The organism is Starkeya sp. ORNL1 (assembly GCF_012971745.1).
GTDB lineage: Bacteria > Pseudomonadota > Alphaproteobacteria > Rhizobiales > Xanthobacteraceae > Ancylobacter.
In genome coordinates, this window is the sequence record NZ_CP048834.1 from 625,959 (window position 1) to 645,481 (window position 19,523).

Consider the following 19,523-nt stretch of genomic DNA (forward strand, 5'->3'; position numbering starts at 1 on the left):
GACGAGAGTTTGGGGCTGAGTTTGGAGCGTAGCTAAGCTGTAGCTTTGCTTGAGCATCCTTCGAGGCTCGCCACGCTCGCACCTCAGAATGACGTCGTCTTTAAACAACCACGTCATCCTGGAGGTGCCCGGCAAAGCCGGGCCTCGAAGGATGCTGAAGCAGGACCGCGCTCACCCCGCTCCAAGCAATCTCACCGCAATATCCCGCTCGAACAGGTGCAGCAGCAGCCGCAGTGCGGGGCCGCGCGGGCCGCTCAGGTCGGGATCGTCGGCGACGATCGCGAGCGCGTCCTTCCTCGCCTTCTCCAGCAGGCCGCCATGTACCTCCAGCTGCGCCAGCTTGAAGCCGGGAAAGCCGCTCTGCCTGGTGCCGAGCACGTCGCCTTCGCCGCGCAGCTTCAAATCCTGCTCGGCGAGGAAGAAGCCATCCTCGCTCTCGCGCAGTGCCCGCAACCGCTGGCCGGCAACCTCGCCGAGCGGCGGGCGAAAGACCAGGAGGCAGGTCGAGGCGATGTCGCCGCGCCCGACCCGGCCGCGGAGCTGGTGGAGCTGGGCCAGACCAAAACGCTCGGCATGCTCGATGACGATGATGCTGGCCTCCGGCACATCCATGCCGACCTCGACCACGGTGGTAGCGACCAGCAACTGGGTTTCACCGGCGGCGAAGGCGGCCATGGCGGCGTCCTTCTCGGCGCCCTTCATGCGGCCATGGACCAACCCGACGCGCGCGCCGAAATGCGCCGTGAGGTCGGCGAACCGCGCCTCGGCAGCGGCGAGGTCCGAGGTCTCGGATTCGTCCACCAGCGGGCAGATCCAGTAGACCCGGCGCCCCTCGGCCAGCGCATGGCCGAGCCGCTCCACCACCTCGTGCAGGCGTTCCGAGGAGACGGTGCGGGTGTCGATCGGTTGGCGGCCCGCCGGCTTCTCGCGCAGTTCGCTCACATCCATGTCGCCGAAATAGGTGAGCACCAGGGTGCGCGGGATCGGCGTCGCCGTCATCACCAGCACGTCGACCGCCTCGCCCTTGGCGGCGAGCGCGAGGCGCTGGTGCACGCCGAAGCGGTGCTGTTCATCGACGATGGCGAGCGTGAGATCGCGGAAGGCGACGCTCTCCTGGAACAGTGCATGGGTGCCGATCAGCAGATCGATCTCGCCGGCGGCAAGCGCAGCAAGGAGCTGGTCGCGGGATTTGCCCTTTTCCCGCCCGGTGAGCAGGCCGACGCGCAAGCCCGCTGCCTCGGCAAGCGGGGCGACGGTCTTCATGTGCTGCCGGGCGAGAATCTCGGTCGGCGCCATCAGGGCAGCCTGCCGGCCGGCCTCCACCGCGGTAGCGGCAGCGAGCAGTGCCACCACCGTCTTGCCGGAGCCGACGTCGCCCTGCAGCAGTCGCAGCATGCGGTCGCCCGAGCCCATGTCGGTGCGGATCGCCTTCAAGGCCTCGCGCTGCGAGCCGGTGAGGCTGAAGGGCAGCGCCCGTTCGATGCGGCCGGCAATCTCGCTGGTGCCTAGACTCGGCCGGCCGGCATCGCGCACGGTGCGGGCGCGCACCAGGCAGAGCGCAAGCTGGCCGGCCAGCAGTTCATCATAAGCCAGCCGCCGCCAGGCGAGGCCCGAAGGCCCGGCCTCGGTGGGGTCGGCGGGGTGATGTATGGCCTCCAGTGCTGCGAGGAAGCCGGGCCAGGCTTCGGCTTGCAGCGTGTCATGGCCCTGCCATTCCGGCAGGTCGCGCACCAGACGCAGCGCGGCGTCGACGGCGCGGCGCACATGGCCGTGGCCGAGCCCTTCGACCAACGGATAGAGCGGCTCCACCGGCGGCAGGCGGGCAAGGCCGGCCTCATCCACCACGCGGTCGGGATGCACCATCTGCCGCATGCCGTCATAGAGCGCGATCGAGCCGGAAATCCAGCGCGTCTCGCCGATGGGGAGCAGGCGTTCCATGCGGCCGCGATCGGCATTGAAGAAGACCAGCGTGACGTCGCCGGTATCATCGCCCACCACCACCCGATAAGGCGCACGGCTGCCGCGCGGCGGTGGGCGGTGCTGCTCGACCCGCACCTCCAGCGTCACCACGGTATCAGGTGCCGCCTCTGCGATGGTCGGGCGGGCGCGGCGGTCGATGGCGGAGGAGGGCAGGTGCATCAGCAGGTCGACCACCCGCGCACCTTCCGGCCGGCCGAGCAGCCGGGCAAATGGCTTCGCCAGCTTCGGCCCGATGCCGGAAAGCTCGGTGAGCGAGGCAAAATAGGGGTTGAGGACGTCCGGCCGCATCGTCGCGCGAGGGTGGACGAGCCGCGCGCGGAGTGCAATGTGGCGTCGCGATTGCCCACCGGCCATTCGCCGCGCTAAACACTGCGCCCTCTCGCATCTGCGAGCTTCGAGGCCCATATGACCGGCACCACCCGCTCCAGCGCCGATCTCGACCCGCGGCGGCGGCGCATCCTCTACCGTTCCTGGCATCGCGGCACGCGCGAGATGGACCTGTTGATGGGCCGCTTCGCCGACGCGCTGATCGACCAGTTGTCGGAACACGATGTCGCGGACTTCGAGCGGCTGATCGAGGTGGAGGACCCGGAGCTGTTCGCCTGGATCGGCGGTGTCACGCCGCCGCCGGAGCATGACACGCCGGTGTTCAAGCGGTTCAGGACATTCCATTTGTCGGGCGAAGGCGTTCCCGAAATATGAAGACCACGACGACCAATCTCGCCGCCCGGCTGGTGCCCGGTGGCACTGTCACCCTTGCGAACGTCCCGTCCGGCATGCACGGCCTGGCAGCGGCGGACCTTGCGCGCGCGCTTGCGGCGAGGCCGGATGCCGCCTGGCCGACGCTCACGGTCATTTGCCGCGACGCCGAGCGCATGGCCGAGCTGGAGCGCGCGCTGGCGTTCTTCGCGCCGGGCATCGAGGTGCTGCCGCTCCCCGCCTGGGACTGCCTGCCTTATGACCGCGCCTCGCCGGCCGGCGCGATCGTCGCGCGGCGCATGACGACGCTCGCTCGGCTCGCCCGGGTGAAGGGGCGCGAGGCCGGTACCATCGTGCTCACGACGGTGAACGCCGCGCTACAGCGGGTGCCGGCGCGTGCGCTGGTCGCGACGCAATCCTTCTCGGCGGCGCAGGGCAATGCGCTCTCGCTCGACGAGGTGGTCGGCTGGGCCGAGGTGAACGGCTTCCTGCGCACGCCGACGGTGCGCGACACCGGCGAATATGCGGTGCGCGGCGGCATTGTCGACCTGTTCCCGCCGGGCCTGCCGGCGCCGGTGCGGCTGGATTTCTTCGGCGATACGCTGGATTCGCTGCGCGCCTTCGATCCGGAAACGCAGCGCACCACCACGCAGATGCGCGCGCTCGACCTCGTGCCGATGAGCGAGCTCCAGCTCACCACCGAGACCATGCGCCGCTTCCGCATGGGCTATGTCGCCAGCTTCGGAGCCTCCACCAAGGGCGACCCGCTCTATGAGGCGGTAAGCGAGGGCCGGCGCTTCCCCGGCATGGAACATTGGCTGCCGCTGTTCCACGAGAAGCTCGACACGCTGTTCGACTATCTTGAGGGCACGCCGGTGCTGATCGAGGCGCAGGCCGAAGAAGCCGCCGGCGAACGGCTGACCCAGATCGCCGATTATTATGAGGCGCGGCGCGAGGCGCTGGAGCATCCGGGGCAGGGGAGCGGCGCGCCCTACAAGGCGTTGAAGCCCGACGCGCTCTATCTCACTTCCGCGGAGTGGGAGGCGGCACACAAGGGCCGCGCGCTGGTGCGGCTCAGCCCGTTCGCGCTGCCGGAATCCAGGGATGTGATCGATCTCGACGGCCGCCCGGCTCGCTCCTTCGCAACGGAACGGGCCGATCCCGAGATCAATCTGTTCGAGGCGGCCGCGACCTATCTGCGCGAGCTGGCGGGCAAGAAGCGCACTGTGCTTGCCGCGTGGTCGGACGGCTCGCGCGATCGCCTCGCCACCGTACTCGCCGATCACGGGCTGAAGGGCACCGAGCGGGTCGGCTCGCGCGATGCCGCCGAGACGCTGCCGAAGGGCGCCATCGGCCTCGCCGTGCTCGGCATCGAGAGTGGCTTCGAGACCGATGGGCTTGTCGTCATCGGCGAGCAGGACATTCTCGGCGACCGCCTGGTGCGGCCGAAGCGCAAGGCGCGCCGACCGCAGGACATCATCGCCGAGCTGACCTCGCTCACCGCCGGCGATCTCGTCGTCCATGTCGACCACGGCATCGGGCGCTTCGTCGGCCTCAAGACTATCGAGGCGATGGGCGCACCGCACGACTGCCTCGAAATCCACTATGCGGAGAGCTCGAAGCTGTTCCTGCCGGTGGAGAATCTCGAGCTGCTGTCGCGCTATGGCTCGGAGGATACCGAGGCGCAGCTCGACCGGCTCGGCGGTGGTGGGTGGCAGGCACGCAAGGCCAAGATGCGCAGCCGCATCCGCGAAATGGCGGCCGAGCTCATCAAGGTCGCGGCCGAGCGTCAGCTCAAGGAGGCGCCGCGGCTGGTGCCGGCGGCAGGGCTCTATGACGAGTTCCGCGCCCGCTTCCCCTATGAGGAGACCGAGGACCAGGACGCTGCCATCGACTCGGTGTTCGACGATCTCGGCTCCGGCCACCCGATGGATCGGCTGATCTGCGGCGATGTCGGCTTCGGCAAGACGGAGGTGGCGCTGCGTGCCGCCTTCGCGGTGGCACTGAACGGCAAGCAGGTCGCCGTGGTGGTGCCGACCACGCTGCTGGCGCGCCAGCACTTCAAGACCTTCTCCGAGCGCTTCAAGGGGTTGCCCATCGTGGTCCGGCAGGCCTCGCGCCTCGTCACCTCGAAGGAAATGTCGGAGACCCGCAAGGGCCTCGCCGACGGCACCGTCGATATCGTCGTCGGCACCCATGCGCTGCTCGGCAAGGCGATCTCGTTCAAGGATCTCGGCCTCGTCATCGTCGACGAGGAGCAGCATTTCGGCGTCGGCCACAAGGAGAAGCTGAAGCAGCTGCGCGCCGAGGTGCATGTGCTCACGCTCACCGCGACGCCGATCCCGCGCACGCTCCAGCTCGCCATGACCGGAGTGCGCGAGCTCTCCATCATCGCCTCGCCGCCGGTCGACCGTCTCGCGGTGCGCACCTTCGTCACGCCGTTCGATCCGCTGATCGTGCGCGAAGCCCTGCTGCGCGAGCGCTATCGCGGCGGCCAGAGCTTCTATGTCTGCCCGCGTATCGAGGATCTCGGCGAGGTGAAGGAGTTCCTCGACCGGAACGTGCCCGAAGTGAAGGTCGCGGTGGCCCACGGCCAGATGGCGGCGAGCCAGCTCGAAGAGATCATGTCCGCCTTCTATGACGGGCAGTTCGACGTGCTGCTCTCCACCACCATCGTCGAGAGCGGGCTCGATATCCCGACTGCCAACACGCTGGTGATCCACCGCGCCGACATGTTCGGCCTCGCCCAGCTCTACCAGCTGCGCGGCCGGGTGGGTCGGTCCAAGACCCGCGCCTATGCGATATTTACTTTGCCGGCTGAAAAGGCGATCACCGCACAGGCGGAGCGCCGGCTCAAAGTGTTGCAGTCGCTGGATACGCTAGGCGCCGGCTTCCAGCTCGCCAGCCATGATCTCGATATTCGCGGCGCCGGCAACCTGCTCGGCGACGAACAGTCTGGCCACATCAAGGAAGTCGGCTACGAACTTTACCAGGAGATGCTGGAGGAGGCGATTGCCAACCTCAAGGCCGGCATCACTGCGCCGGTCGCCGACAAATGGTCGCCGAACATCTCCATCGGTACGCCGGTGCTCATCCCGGAGGATTATGTCGCCGACCTGCACGTGCGGCTCGGCCTCTATCGCCGGCTCGCCGACATCGAGACCGACGGCGAGATCGAGGCCATCGGTGCCGAACTGGTGGATCGCTTCGGCGAAGCGCCGGTCGAGGTCGACCAGTTGCTGAAGCTCGTCGCCATCAAGGCGATGTGCCGGCGCGCCAATGTCGAGAAGGTCGATGCCGGCCCGCGCGGGGCGGTGATCACCTTCCGCGACGCGAAGTTCCCGAACCCGGGCGGCCTCGTCGCCTATCTCGGCAAGCCGCACGTCATCGCCAAGGTGCGACCGGACCTGAGGATCGTGTTCTCGGAAGACTGGCCCGACGCCACGGCGCGGTTGAAGGGCACCGGTGCGATCCTGAAGGATTTGGCGAAGATCGCGGAGCAGACGGCCAAGGCGGCTTAGTCACGTCATCCCGGACGCGCCGCAGGCGCGAGCCGGGATCGTCCGCGGAACTGGCGAGCGATCCCGGCTCTACGCGCTATGCGCTTCGGCCGGGATGACGATGGTGGAGAAGCGGATCACTGCTCGTCGTACGCCCCGTCATTGTCCGGCATGAGATCGGAATCGACGTCGGAGCCCGCACCGGAATCGATCGGGTCGTTGCCGCCGGCCTGGTCCTGGTAATCCTCGCTCTTGTCGGAGCCGGGATTGTCCTCGAGCGGGCCGGGATCGAGATAATTGGGATCATTGTGGGTCGGGAAGGTGATCTCGACATCGCTGCTGCCGCCGGGGCGGATGGTAATGTGCTCCTCCGCCTGCTGTGCGAACGCAGGACTGGCCGCGAGGCCGAGAAGGGCAGCAAAGGCGATTGCGGCGTAGCGCATGGGTCGAACTCCGAGTGGGCACGGCGCCCTCGCTGCCCTAAGGAGCCGTTTCCGTAGCGCCTGTCCAGAGCCAAAGAGCAGGAATGGCTGCGGACGCAGCGTCACCTCAGCTGACCTGCCACCAGCTCTCCGCCAGCGTTCCCGACAGCGACACCTTGGCCGGGCGCGCCACCTTGCGCCAGCGCGCCACCCACTGGCCGGGCGTGTAGAACAGCGGCACCGAGAACTGCGCCGAGATCAGCACGCGGTCGAGCGCGCGCACCGCCGAGACGAAATCCGGCCGCCCCCGCGCTTGCAGCAGCGCCTCGATCATGGCGTCCGCCGCCGGGCTCTTCAGCCCCATGAAATTGCGCGTGCCCGGCGTGTCGGCAGCCGCCGAGCCGAAATAGAAGGACTGCTCATTGCCGGGCGAGAGCGACTGGTCCCAGATATAGGGCACCATGTCATAATCATAGGTCTGCTTGCGGTTCTCGAACTGCACAGCATCGACCGGGCGGATGTCGAGGGTGATACCGGCGCGCTTCAGCATGCGCTGATAGGCGAGCGCCAGGCGTTCCTGGTCCTTGGTTCCGACCAGGAGTTCCGCCACGAACGGCTTGCCGGTGGCGCGGGAGGTGAGGGCGCCTTTCTCGACCTGCCAACCAGCGGCATCGAACAGATCGAGCGCGCGCTTGAGGCTCTCGCGGTCGCGTCCCGAACCGTCGGAGACCGGCGGTTGCCAGCGGCCATCCATCACCGCCGGCAGCACCGCATCGGGGAAGCGGGCGAGCAGTTCGCGTTCGCGCTCATCAGCCGGCCGGCCGCGAGCGGATAGCTCGGAATCGTCATAGAAGCTGCCGTTGCGCTTGTAGACGCCGAAATAGAGATTGTGGTTGGACCATTCGAAATCGAACAGCTCGACGAACGCCGCCCGCACCCGCACATCCTTGAATATGTCGCGCCGCATATTGAAGATCAGCGCCGAATAGGGCTTGGGCTGCCCGGTCGCGACCTCCTCCAGCACGATGCGGCCGTCGCGCACCGCGGGAATGTCGTAGCCGGTCTTCCAGCGACCGGGATCGGTCTCGAAGCGTATGTCGGCAAGCCCGCGCTTGAAGGCCTCGAACTGGCTGTTGACGTCGCGATAGAAGTCGTAGCGCAGGCTGTCGAAATTATAGTTGCCGCGGTTCGGCGCGAGGCTCCGCCCCCAATAGTCCGGCGCGCGGGAGAGGATGACGGTCTCGCCCGGCTTCACCTGCGCGACGACATAGGGCCCGCTGCCGAGCGGCGCGGTGAAGCTGGTCTCCTCGAAGCTCGCCGCATTGGTGGCGTGCTCAGCCAGTATCGGCATCAGCGCCAGGATCAGCGGCAGCTCGCGGTCCTCCACGGCGAAATCGAAGCGTACGCCGCGTTCCCCATGGAGCGCGGCCTTCGCCACCTTGCCGTAATAGGTGCGCAGGTTCGGCCGGCCTTTGGTCTTCAAGAGCTCGAAGGAGAACAGCACGTCCTCGGGACGCACCGGGCGCCCGTCGGAAAAGCGCGCGGCGGGGTCGAGCTCGAAGGCGACATAGGAGCGGGCATCGTCGGTCTCGACGCTGCGCGCGATCAGCCCATAGAGCGTGAAGGGCTCGTCGGGACTGCGCGCCATCAGGCTCTCGACGATGTTCCAGCGGATGAAGGGCGGCGGCGTGCCGCGCACGATGAACGGGTTGAGGCTGTCGAAGGTGCCGACCGCCGCCTGCACGATTCGTCCGCCCTGCGGCGCCTCCGGATTGACGCTGGCGTAGTTGGAAAAGCCGGCCGGGTAGAGCGGCGCACCATGCATCGCGATACCGTGGGCCGGACCGCTCGCGCTCCACGCGACACGTGGTCCCAGCGCGAAGGTGGCCCCGGCGAGGCTATTGCGGATGAAACGGCGTCGGGTAATACCGGCCAAGGGCGAAGGCTCCTCGTCCACGTGGCGAGTCAGGAATTTATCAGATAGAAGTAGCACGCCGCGGCGGGCGTAACTGCCGAAACGTCACGGTCCTGCCTTAATTGGCACCGAGACAGCCACCACCCGGAGAAGGCGCCCAGGCGTCCGCCGCCGTCGCGTGGCGATTGGCTTGCACGACAGGAACTCGATATGACCAGACGCTCATCTCTTGCGCCGCGCCTTGCGCAATGTGCCGTTCTGGCGCTCGCCATCACTGGCGCGGCGACCATGGCGCAGGCCCAGACGGCGCCGACCCCCGCACCCGCCAAGCCGGCGGCACCGGCCAAGCCCGCTGCTCCCAAGCCTGCAGCGACGGCCAAGCCCGCGACGCCGGCCAAGCCCGGGGCGGCCGCGGCCGGTGGTGCAGCAGCTGGCGCTGCCGGTGCGGCTGCTGCCGCTCCCGATGGGCAGGCGGCCCCGACGGCGCTGGCGCTCCCTTGGTTGAAGCGCTGCGCCGACGATCCGCAGATCAAGAAGCAGATCTGCAGCATGGAGCAGACCATCCTCAGTGATGTCGGGCAGTTCATCGCCCGCTTCGGCATCCTCGAGGTGAAGGACGATAACAAGATGGCCTTCACCATCGGCCTGCCGAACGGCGTGCTGCTGCGCCAGGGCTTCCGCGTCGTGCTCGCCGGTGATGAGCCCAAGGCTGGCAGCTACGTGGTGTGCGACGACAAGACCTGTCGCGGCGATGTGGTGATCGACACTGCCTTCCTCGACAAGATGAAGAAGGCGCCGGGCGTGACCCTGCAATACGCCAACAGCACCGGCCGCATCGTCTCGATCCCGGTCGGCCTCGGCGGCTTCACCAAGGCCTATGACGGCCCGCCGACCGACCAGAAGGCATTCACCGACGAATTCTCGAAGATCGAAGCGACGATCAAGCAGAACGTTGCCCAGCGCCAGCAGGCCGTGCAGCAGCAGACCCAGCAGATGACCGAAGGCCTGGAGAAGCTCGGCGCCCAGCGCCAGCAGGCTGCCCCGCAACAGTGATCGACTAGTCGGTCACGATACAGGTTACGAACGCCCGGCCTCGTGCCGGGCGTTTTGCTTTTTGCCGGCGCCAACGGCAGGCGTCACCCCACAAACGGGCGTCACCTCACAAACAGATGTCATCCCGGACGGCCGGAGGCCGAGCCGGGATCGCACAGGCAAGGTGTTGTGCGGGACTTCACGCGATCCCGGCTCTACGTCCTGCGGGCTCCGGCCGGGATGACGATGTGGTAGGGACAGAGCGCCTACTGCAGCCGGTCGGTCCGCACCCGCCAGCCGCCATCGCCGTCGGCGACGAGCATCTCTTCGACCTGCGGGTGGCGCACCGGCTCGCCGGAGGTGTCCGGTTCGAGGTTCTGTTCGGAGACATAGGCGACGTATTCCGTCTCCGCATTCTCGGCGAGCAGATGGTAGAAGGGCTGGTCTTTGGTCGGGCGGATGTCCTCGGGGATCGACTCCCACCATTCATCGGTGTTGGCGAATTCCGGATCGACGTCGAAGACCACGCCGCGGAACGGATAGTGCCGGTGTCGCACCACCTGTCCGATACGATATTTGGCGTTTCGTTCCTTCATCATCCGTCCGTTCCATCGTCACGAAGGACCGCCGCGGCGCGAGGAAGGCCTCGGGAGCGGTCCTGTTCGGCCCGGCGGCTTAACCGCGAACCCGTCATTCAGCCGCAACATATCCATTCGCACGCAAAGTCGAAAGACACCCCACGAAGTGACGGATTGACCCGTATCGAATCCCCCGATAGCTCGCGTCCATGGCTGAAGTCCTCGCCCTGGCGCTTCCCTTTTTCGGTGTGATCTTCCTCGGCTTCGGTTGCGGTCGCATTGCCCGCATCCCGGAGAGCGGGCTGGCCTGGCTCAGCTTCTTCATCATCTATGTCGCGCTGCCGGCGCTGTTCTTCTCGCTGGTGGCGCGCACGCCATTCGCCGAGCTGACCAATGGCAGCTTCATCCTCGCCACCACGGCCTCCACCGCGACCTGCTTCGCGCTGTCCTTCGGCATCGGGCTGTGGCTGCGGCGCGGCAGCGTGCCGGAGGCGAGCATCGCCGCCATCGTCGGTTCCTATGCCAATGTCGGCTATATGGGCCCGGGCCTGACGCTCGGCGCGCTGGGCGCCAGCGCGTCGGTGCCGACCGCGCTGATCTTCGTGTTCGACAGCCTGTTCTTCTTCACCATCGTGCCGCTGCTGATGGCGACCTCGACCCGCTACAAGCGTTCGCTCGCCGGCACCGTGTTGCTCGTCATCAAGCGGGTAGTGACGCATCCTTTCAACATCGCGACCTTCCTGGGCGTCGTCGCCGCCTATGTCGAGTTCCACCCGCCGGCCGCCATCGAGCGCACGCTGGAGTTCCTGAAGAACGCCGCGGCACCGTGCGCGCTGTTCACGCTCGGCGTCTCGGTGGCGCTGCGGCCGATGGAGCGCTTTCAGTGGGAAGTGCCGCCGCTGATCGCCATCAAGCTGCTGCTGCACCCGTTGCTGGTGTTCGTGGTGCTGTCGCTGGTCGGCAGTTTCGAGCCGGTGTGGGTGGCGACGGCGGTGCTGATGGCCGGCCTGCCGCCGGCGCTCAACGCCTTCATCATGGCCAAGCAATACGACACCTATGTCGAGGCGGCGTCCGGCGGCGTGCTGGTGGGCACCATGGTCTCGGTGCTGACCGTGACCGCGCTGCTCTATGCCGTGCAGCACGACATGCTGCCGCGCACGCTATTTCCTTAATTTACTCTCCCCGACGGGGAGAGGGGGAAGGTCGTCGTTTCAAAGCGGGCGACCGGCGACGAGGCGCGGCACGTCCCGGGTCGGGCCGACGCCCTCGCGCATCACCGCGCGGCGCAGCGGTGGTGCGCTCTGCATCAGCCACAAGGCAAGGCCGCGCAGGCCGTGAACCGGCACCAGGCTGGTGAGCAGCGAGCGGTTGAACAGATCGACCGCAAAGGTGCGCGCGCCGATATCGGCACGGCGCCGCCGCTCATAGGTCTCGCCGATCGTCGACCCGCCGATATCGCCGCCGGCGCGCAGCGCATCGGCGACGAGCTCGGCCAAGGTGGCAGCGTCGCGAATGCCGAGATTGAGGCCCTGCGCGCCGATCGGCGGGATGACATGGGCGGCCTCGCCCATCAGCACCGCCCGACCGGAGTTGAGGCGCTCCGCAGTGCCGGCGCTCAGCGGGAAGCTGCCGCGCGGGGATTCCAGCCGCATGGCGCCGAGGATGGAGTTCGCGCGCAGTTCCATGGCGCGGGCGAAGGCATCCGGATCGAGCCCGATCAGGCGCTCCGCCTCCGCTGCGCCGACCACGCAGACGATGCTGGAGCGGTTCCCCGGCAGCGGCACCAGCGTGAACGGGCCGGTCTCGGTGTGGAACTCGGTCGAAATGTCGCCATGGGGCCGAGTGTGCGCCAGCGTCGCGGTGACGGCGACCTGCGGGTAGGAGCGCGGGTGCGTCGCGATGTCGAGCGCGCGCCGCACCGCCGAATCGCGCCCGTCCGCGGCGACGAGCAGACCGGCATGCAATGTGCGGCCGCTATCCAGCGTCACATCAACATGATCGGAGCCATTGGCGACGTCGACCAACTGGGCTGCGATGCGGGTGATACCGGCGTCGCTCACCGCCGTATCCAGCGCAGCATTCAGGTGGAGGTTCTCGACATTCCAGGCGAAGGCGTCGAGCTCCATCTCCCGCGCCGAGAAGGCGACCTCCGGCGCGCGCAGCAGCCGCCTTGTGCCGTCGATCAGCCGCATCACCTTGAGCGGGGCCGCATTTTCGGCGAGGCGCGGCCAGACACCGAGCATCTTGAGCACGTTCACCGAGCCGTCCATCAGCGCCGTGGTGCGCGGGTCGGGACGGCGTTCGGGCGCCACCAGCGTGACCGAAGCTCCAGCCGCAGCCAGCGCCAGCGCAGCCGTCAATCCCGCCGCGCCGCCACCGACCACGATGGCCGTGCCTTGAGCTGCCCTTAAGTCAGGATTCGTCACGCTTTCATCTCTTTGTCATGCAACTCGGCTTGCGGGGATTTAAGCCGGCTCGCGAGTGTGGGATAAGCAAGCTTGGTCCGATGTGGCATTCCGCACGGACGGGCGCAACGCTGTTGCGGTGTGCGAGTTGGACTTGAACGGATTTGACCAGGTATTGGCGAGATAAGCCTCGGTCGCGGGAGGAAGCGGTGCCGGCATCGACGAAGCTGACCGAAATGGTTCGGCCGGGACGGCAGACGCTGGCCTTTGCCGTCCATCTCTTCACCGCGTCCGGTGCGGTGTGCGGTCTGCTGGCACTGATCGCCGCGGTCGAGGGCAATTGGTCGCGCATGTTCGCCTGGCTCGGCGCGGCGCTGTTCATCGACGGCATCGACGGCACCATCGCCCGGCGCGTGCGCGTGGTCGAGGTGCTGCCGCGCTGGTCCGGCGAGACGCTGGACCTTGTGGTGGACTATCTCACTTATGTGCTGGTCCCGGCCTTCGCCGTCGCCACCGGCGGGCTGATGCCATACTGGATGGCGATGCCGGCGAGCGCGGCGATCCTGCTCACCAGCGCGCTGTATTTCGCCGACGTCGACATGAAGACTGAGGACAAGTATTTCCAGGGCTTCCCGGCGGTGTGGAACCTCGTGGTGTTCTACTTCTTCCTGGTGCCGCTCAATCCGTGGGCGATCCTCGGCATCATCGCGGCGCTGTCGGTCGCGACCTTCCTGCCGATCAAGTTCGTGCATCCGTTCCGCGTTGTGCGACTGCGGGCGCTCACCCTCGGCCTGCTCGCCGCCTGGGGCCTGCTTGCGCTGCTGGCGGTGCTGGAAGACCTTGAGCCCGGCACTTGGGTGATTGGCGGCCTGTGCGCGATCGCGCTCTATTTCCTGCTGTTCGGACTTATACGGCCGCGCAAGACGACTATCTAAACGCCCGGTATCCCGAAGCAGGGAAGGGGAGTTCAATGGCGCACGCGATCCGTATCCACCGCACTGGCGGTCCCGAAGTGCTGAGCTACGAGGAGGTGCCCGTTGGCGCGCCCGGGCCCGGCCAGGTGAAGCTCCGCCAGACCGCGATCGGGCTGAACTTCGTCGACACCTATTTCCGCTCGGGCCTTTATCCCGCAGCCGAGGGATTGCCGATGATCCTCGGCAATGAGGCGGCCGGCGTGATCGATGAGGTCGGCGAAGGCGTCAGCGATTTCAAGTCGGGCGATCGCGTCGCCTATGGCTTCTCGACCGGCGCCTACGCCACCGAGCGGGTGATGGCGACCGCTTCGCTGGTGAAGCTGCCGGAGTCGATCTCCGACGAGACCGCCGCGGCGATGATGCTCAAGGGCCTGACGGCGAGCTATCTGCTGCGGCAGACCTTCCCGGTACGCTCGGGCCAGACCGTCCTGGTGCATGCCGCCGCCGGCGGGGTGGGCCTGATCCTCACGCAATGGGCAGCGCATATCGGCGCCACCGTCATCGGCACTGCTGGCTCACCCGAAAAGGCCGAGCTCGCCCGCGCCAACGGCGCGCACCACACCATCCTCTATAATGACGAGGACTTCGTCGCGAAGGTGCGGGAGATCACCAAGGGCGAATTGTGCGAGGTGGTCTATGACGGTATCGGCCAGGCGACCTATCCGGGCTCGCTCGACTGCCTGAAACCGCGCGGCATGTTCGTCAGCTTCGGCAATGCGTCGGGGCCGATCACCAATTTCAACCTGCTGGCACTGTCGCAGAAGGGCTCGCTCTACGCCACGCGGCCGACACTGGCGACGCACGTATCGACCCCCGGAAAGCTCGCTGCCACCGCCGGTCCGCTGTTTGATGCGGTGCTGTCCGGCATGGTGAAGATCCCCGTCAACCAGACCTATCCGCTGAGCGAAGCCGCCCAGGCGCACCGCGACCTCGAAGGCCGGCGGACGACGGGCTCGACGGTCCTGATTCCGTAATCCCTTCGGCGCCTCATCCTGAGGTGCGAGCGCAGCGAGCCTCGAAGGATGCTGAAGCAGAGGGCCGTCGTCCTAGGCGGGCATCCTTCGAGGCCCGGCTCGCGCCGGGCACCTCAGGATGAGGTCGCTCATTAAGTGGCCGCCCCATTTCGCGGCAGGCCCAGGCCAGACTTTAGGCTTGCCCCAAAAATTGGGCATGCGATGCTGCCGCACGAACCTCCCGCGTCGGCAAAGAGCGCATGAGATCAACACCTTCCGAGCGCCAAACCGATTCGCGTCTGCGTCCCGCCGGGCGCGCTCATGACTGAGGAAGCGCCGTCCGCTAGTCCGCCCGCCGCGCTGCTCGAAGCGATCCACCTGACCAAGCACTTCGGCGCGCTGGTCGCCAATGACCATGTCAGCCTCGCCATCCGCGCCGGCGAGACCCACGCGCTGCTCGGCGAGAACGGCGCCGGCAAGTCGACCCTCGTCAAGATGATGTGCGGGCTGCTGCAGCCCGATGCCGGCGAACTCCTTTTCGAGGGCGAGCCGGTCTATTTTCCCGACCCAGCGACGTCGCGGGCACGCGGCATCGGCGTGGTGTTCCAGCATTTCGCGCTGTTCGATGCGCTGACCGTGGTGGAGAACGTCGCGCTCGGGCTTCCCGGCCACGAGCCGCTTCCGGCATTGGCGAAGCGCATCGAGGATTGCGTTGGCCGTTATGGCCTCGCGGTCGAGCCCTGGCGCCGGGTCGGTGAGCTCTCGGTCGGCGAGCGCCAGCGGGTCGAGATCGTGCGCTGCCTGCTCGGCGATCCGCGTGTGCTGATCCTCGACGAGCCGACCTCGGTGTTGACGCCGGACGAGGCCGAGGGACTGTTCCGCACTGTCGACCTGCTGACCTCCGAGGGCCGCGCGGTGCTGTTCATCTCGCACAAGCTCGACGAGGTGCGGCGCCTGTGCCAGCGCGCCACCGTGCTGCGCGGCGGCCGATTCATCGCCGAGGTCGATCCGCGGGTCGAGAGCTCGGCGAGCCTCGCCCGGCTGATGGTCGGCGCCGAGGTGCCGCGCACCCCGCGCGAGCTCACCCACGAGATGGGCGAGCCGCGTCTTCTGCTGCACCATCTCAGCATTGCCGGCGACGGCAGCCGCGGCTCGGCGCTGCACGACATCAATCTCGAAGTCCGGGCCGGCGAGATCGTAGGCATTGCCGGCGTGGCGGGAAACGGCCAGACCGCGCTGTTCAACGCGCTGTCTGGTGAGCGGCGTGCGGTCGAGGCGGAAAGCATCGTGATGAACGGCACCGCCGCCGGCTGGCTGTCGCCGACGCAACGGCGGGCGCTCAAGGCCGGCTTCGTGCCGGAGGAGCGCCTCGGTCATGCCGCGGCGCCCGACATGCCGCTCTCCGACAATGTGCTGCTCACCACCCATGGCGACGGCACCGTCGTCACCGCCGGCGTCATCCGCCATTCGGTGCTGAACACGCTGTTCGGCGGCATCGTCAGGGGCTTCGACGTGCGCTTTGGCGGCAGGGACCCGAAGGCGCGGCGGCTGTCCGGCGGCAACCTGCAGAAGTTCGTCATCGGCCGCGAAGTGCTGCGCGGCCCCAAGCTGCTGATCGTCGACCAGCCGACCTGGGGCGTCGATGCCGCCGCCGCCGCCTTCATCCGCACCACGCTGCGCACCAAGGCGGCGGAGGGCTGCGCCGTGCTGGTGGTGAGCCAGGACCTCGATGAATTGCTGGAATTCACCGACCGCATCGCGGTGATGTCGGAAGGCCGGCTCACCCGGCCGGTGCCGGTCGCCGAGACCTCGCGCGAGGCGATCGGTCTCGCCATGGGTGGCATGCACGAGGAGGGCGCCCATGCCGCTTAGGTTGGAGCGGCAGGAGAATGTGCCGGCCTATGGGCTGGTACTGGCGCCGCTCATGGCGCTGGTGTTCACGCTGATCGTCGGCGCCATCATGTTCGTGCTGATCGGCCAGGATCCGGTCCGCGCGTTCGGCATCTATTTCGTCGAGCCGCTGACCGATCTGTGGACCATCCAGGAACTGATCGTCAAAGCCTGTCCGCTGCTCTTGATCGGCATCGGCCTGTCCTTCTGCTACCGCGCCAATCGCTGGAACATCGGCGCCGAAGGCCAGTATGTCGCCGGCGCGGTGGTTGGCTCATGGCTCGCCTTGATGACCCACGGCATGGACGCCGGGCCATGGGTGCTCCCGGCCATGTTGCTGCTAGGGTCGATCGGCGGGGCGCTGTGGGGGCTGATCCCGGCTTTCCTGCGCGTGCGCTTCGGTGCCAGCGAAATCCTCACCAGCCTGATGCTGGTCTATGTCGCCCAGCTCGGGCTCGACTATCTGGTGCGCGGTCCCTGGCGCGATCCGGCGGGCTTCAACTTCCCGCAGAGCGTGACCTTCGACGACAACGCGCTGATGCCGCTCTTGATGGAAGAAGGACGCCTGCACGGCGGCATCATCATCGCCCTCGTGGTGGTGGCGGTGGCGACCTTCGTGCTGGGACGCACTTTGGTTGGCTTCTCCATCGCACTCGGCGGTTCCGCGCCACGTGCCGCGGCCTTTGCCGGCTTCGACGAGCGCAACGTTACCTATGGCGTGTTCGCGGTGTCCGGCGCGCTCGCCGGCCTTGCCGGCATCATCGAGGTGGCCGGCCCGATCGGGCAATTGCAGCCGTCGATCTCGCCGGGCTACGGCTTCACCGCCATCATCGCCGCCATGCTCGGCCGGCTGCATCCGGTCGGCGTGCTGATCGCAAGCCTGGTGCTGGCGCTCACCTATATTGGCGGCGAGGCGGCGCAGGTGTCGATGCGCATGCCGTTCGACGTCACCCGGGTGTTCCAGGGCACGCTGCTGATCGCCATCCTCGCTTCGGATGTGCTGGTGCGCTACCGCGTGCGCCGGGTCGAGGGGCATGCCCATGCTTGACACCGTGGTGCTCGGCGCGGTGCTGGCCAGCGTGGTCGCGGCAGCGACACCGTTGTTGCTCGCCGCGCTCGGCGAACTGGTTGCGGAGCGCGCCGGCACGCTCAATCTCGGTGTCGAGGGCATGATGATCATCGGCGCCGCGGTCGGCTATGCCACCGCCTATGGCACCGGGAGCCTGTTGCTCGGGACGCTGGCCGGCATCCTTGCAGGTGTGCTGCTGTCGCTGGTGTTTGCCGGCCTCGCCATCTGGCTCGCCACCAACCAGGTGGCCTCGGGCCTCGCCACCACCATCCTTGGCCTCGGCCTCGCCGGGCTGATCGGCGCGCCCTATGTCGGCACTCGGCTCGACGGCGCGCCGGAGCTAAACATACCGGGCCTGAGCCATATCCCGGTGATCGGGCCGGTGGTGTTCGGCCAGGACGCCTTCGTCTATGCCTCGCTGCTCCTGCTCGCCGCCGTCACCTATGGCTTTGCGCGCACGCGGCTTGGGCTCATCCTTCGCGCGGTGGGCGAGAACCACGCCGCCGCGCACGCACTCGGCCATCCCGTGCGCAAGATACGGACGCTTGCCGTGATGTTCGGCGGCGCCTGCGCCGGTCTCGCCGGGGCGCACCTGTCGCTGGCCTATACGCCGTTCTGGGCCAGCGACATGACCGCGGGACGCGGCTGGATCGCGCTGGCGCTGGTGGTGTTCTCGGCCTGGAAGCCGCTCTGGCTATTGGCCGGCGCCTACCTGTTCGGCGCGGTCTCGATCTTGCAACTGCACGTTCAGGGCTTCGGCCTCGGCATACCCTCGCAGCTGCTCTCCTCGTTGCCCTATCTTGCCACCATTGCGGCGCTGGTCATCATATCGGCGTTGAAGAAGGGGCAGGGGGCACCGGGCTCGCTGGGCGTGCCGTTCGTGCCGGACCGCTGAATATCGTTCAACGAGGAGACGTCATGCGCAAGATTTTCTCACTGGCGGTCGCGCTTGCCGCGGGGGCTGGGCTCGTCGGCCTTGGCCTCGCCGGTGCACACACCGCCGCAAACGCCGCCGAGAAGCTCAAGGTGGGCTTCGTCTATGTCGGGCCGGTCGGCGATTTCGGCTGGAGCTACCAGCACGATGTCGCCCGCAAGGCGGTGGAGAAGGCCCTCGGCGACAAGGTCGAGACCAGCTTCGTCGAGAACGTACCGGAAGGTCCGGATGCCGAGCGCGTGATCGAGCAGTTGGCCCGTGCCGGCAACAAGCTGATCTTCACCACCTCCTTCGGCTTCATGGAGCCGACGGTGAAGGTGGCGAAGCGCTATCCGAAGGTGATGTTCGAGCACGCCACCGGCTTCAAGCGCGACAAGAACCTCGCCACCTATGCCGCCCGCTTCTATGAGGGGCGCTACGTCCTCGGCCAGATCGCGGCCAAGACCTCGAAGAGCGGCGTGGTCGGCTATATCGGCGCCTTCCCGATCCCGGAGGTCATTTCCGGCATCAACTCCTTCATGCTCGGCGCGCAGTCGGTGCGGCCCGACATGAAGGTCAAGATCATCTGGGTCAATGCCTGGTTCGACCCGGCCAAGGAGGCCGACGCCGCCAAGGCGCTGATCGACCAGGGCGCCGACGTGATCACCCAACATACCGACAGCCCAGCCGCCATGCAGGCGGCGGAGTCCCGCGGCGTGAAGGCGTTCGGCCAGGATTCCGACATGATCCAGTTCGGCAAGAACGCCCAGCTGACCGCCATCGTGAACAACTGGTCGGACTATTACATCGACCGGGTGAAGCTGGCGCTCGACGGCAAGTGGACCTCGATCGACACCTGGGGCGGGCTCAATACCGACATGGTGCATCTGGCGCCCTTCACCAACATGCCGGACGACGTGAAGAAGCTGGCCGAGGATACCGAGGCCAAGATCAAGGTCGGCACGCTGCATCCCTTCCAGGGCCCGGTCTACAAGCAGGACGGCACGCTCGCGGTGAAGCCCGGCGAGAACCTGGCCGACAAGGACATCCTGTCGATGAACTGGTACGTCAAGGGCATCGACGACAAGGTGCCGGGGCAGTAATTCGTTGAGGGCACTATAAGTACGTTGTCATCCCCGGCCTTGTGCCGGGGATCTCGATTCCGGACAGTGCATCAGCAGCCGAGATGGCCG

15 protein-coding genes are annotated in these 19,523 nt (G+C 67.3%); 10 read left to right on the forward strand and 5 right to left on the reverse strand.

Annotated elements, in window-relative coordinates:
• Positions 1-171 precede the first annotated feature (171 nt).
• The gene (gene recG, locus G3545_RS03085; RefSeq protein ID WP_170009738.1) at positions 172-2,268 is read right to left on the reverse strand and encodes an ATP-dependent DNA helicase RecG; all 2,097 of its coding nucleotides are present in this window, start codon (positions 2,266-2,268) and stop codon (positions 172-174) included.
• Between the two features lie 117 nt (positions 2,269-2,385).
• On the opposite strand from recG, the gene G3545_RS03090 reads away from it, so the two are divergent.
• On the forward strand, positions 2,386-2,682 hold the full coding sequence (locus G3545_RS03090) for a succinate dehydrogenase assembly factor 2 (RefSeq protein WP_170009740.1): 297 nt from the start codon (positions 2,386-2,388) through the stop codon (positions 2,680-2,682).
• Positions 2,679-6,200, forward strand: a complete 3,522-nt coding sequence (mfd, locus tag G3545_RS03095) for a transcription-repair coupling factor (RefSeq protein WP_170009742.1) — start codon at positions 2,679-2,681, stop codon at positions 6,198-6,200. Before G3545_RS03090 ends, mfd begins: the two co-directional genes overlap by 4 nt.
• 116 nt (positions 6,201-6,316) lie before the next feature.
• Here the strand turns inward: mfd and G3545_RS03100 are convergent, their stop codons facing one another.
• Complete coding sequence (locus G3545_RS03100; protein WP_170009744.1) at positions 6,317-6,622, reverse strand: hypothetical protein; 306 nt, start codon at positions 6,620-6,622, stop codon at positions 6,317-6,319.
• Between the two features lie 106 nt (positions 6,623-6,728).
• Entirely contained in the window at positions 6,729-8,537 is a 1,809-nt protein-coding gene (locus G3545_RS03105; protein WP_348644623.1) for an extracellular solute-binding protein, read from the reverse strand.
• 189 nt (positions 8,538-8,726) lie between these two features.
• Here G3545_RS03105 and G3545_RS03110 point away from each other — a divergent pair, with 189 nt between their 5' ends.
• Positions 8,727-9,569: an invasion associated locus B family protein gene (locus G3545_RS03110; protein ID WP_170009746.1), complete on the forward strand. Its 843-nt coding sequence runs from the start codon at positions 8,727-8,729 to the stop codon at positions 9,567-9,569.
• A gap of 245 nt (positions 9,570-9,814) precedes the next feature.
• Here the strand turns inward: G3545_RS03110 and hspQ are convergent, their stop codons facing one another.
• On the reverse strand, positions 9,815-10,144 hold the full coding sequence (gene hspQ / locus G3545_RS03115; protein WP_170017876.1) for a heat shock protein HspQ: 330 nt from the start codon (positions 10,142-10,144) through the stop codon (positions 9,815-9,817).
• Positions 10,145-10,335: 191 nt separating this feature from the next.
• On the opposite strand from hspQ, the gene G3545_RS03120 reads away from it, so the two are divergent.
• Entirely contained in the window at positions 10,336-11,298 is a 963-nt protein-coding gene (locus tag G3545_RS03120) for an AEC family transporter (RefSeq protein ID WP_170009748.1), read from the forward strand.
• Positions 11,299-11,337: 39 nt separating this feature from the next.
• Here the strand turns inward: G3545_RS03120 and G3545_RS03125 are convergent, their stop codons facing one another.
• Complete coding sequence (locus tag G3545_RS03125; protein WP_170009750.1) at positions 11,338-12,552, reverse strand: UbiH/UbiF family hydroxylase; 1,215 nt, start codon at positions 12,550-12,552, stop codon at positions 11,338-11,340.
• Positions 12,553-12,740: 188 nt separating this feature from the next.
• Here G3545_RS03125 and G3545_RS03130 point away from each other — a divergent pair, with 188 nt between their 5' ends.
• The 6 genes from G3545_RS03130 (at position 12,741) to G3545_RS03155 (ending at position 19,433) form a co-directional block, all read left to right on the forward strand.
• Positions 12,741-13,466 carry a CDP-alcohol phosphatidyltransferase family protein gene (locus G3545_RS03130; protein WP_246702668.1) on the forward strand — a complete coding sequence of 242 codons (726 nt, stop codon included), beginning with the start codon at positions 12,741-12,743 and terminating at the stop codon, positions 13,464-13,466.
• 35 nt (positions 13,467-13,501) lie between these two features.
• The gene (locus G3545_RS03135) at positions 13,502-14,479 is read left to right on the forward strand and encodes a quinone oxidoreductase (protein WP_170009752.1); all 978 of its coding nucleotides are present in this window, start codon (positions 13,502-13,504) and stop codon (positions 14,477-14,479) included.
• A gap of 300 nt (positions 14,480-14,779) precedes the next feature.
• Positions 14,780-16,330, forward strand: a complete 1,551-nt coding sequence (locus tag G3545_RS03140; RefSeq protein WP_170009754.1) for an ABC transporter ATP-binding protein — start codon at positions 14,780-14,782, stop codon at positions 16,328-16,330.
• Positions 16,320-17,396, forward strand: a complete 1,077-nt coding sequence (locus tag G3545_RS03145) for an ABC transporter permease (protein ID WP_170009756.1) — start codon at positions 16,320-16,322, stop codon at positions 17,394-17,396. The genes G3545_RS03140 and G3545_RS03145 overlap by 11 nt, the downstream gene beginning before the upstream one ends.
• Positions 17,389-18,312: an ABC transporter permease gene (locus G3545_RS03150; protein WP_170009758.1), complete on the forward strand. Its 924-nt coding sequence runs from the start codon at positions 17,389-17,391 to the stop codon at positions 18,310-18,312. Before G3545_RS03145 ends, G3545_RS03150 begins: the two co-directional genes overlap by 8 nt.
• A gap of 23 nt (positions 18,313-18,335) precedes the next feature.
• Positions 18,336-19,433 (forward strand): BMP family ABC transporter substrate-binding protein, encoded by a 1,098-nt coding sequence (locus G3545_RS03155; protein WP_170009760.1) that lies wholly within the window; start codon positions 18,336-18,338, stop codon positions 19,431-19,433.
• Positions 19,434-19,523 lie beyond the last annotated feature (90 nt).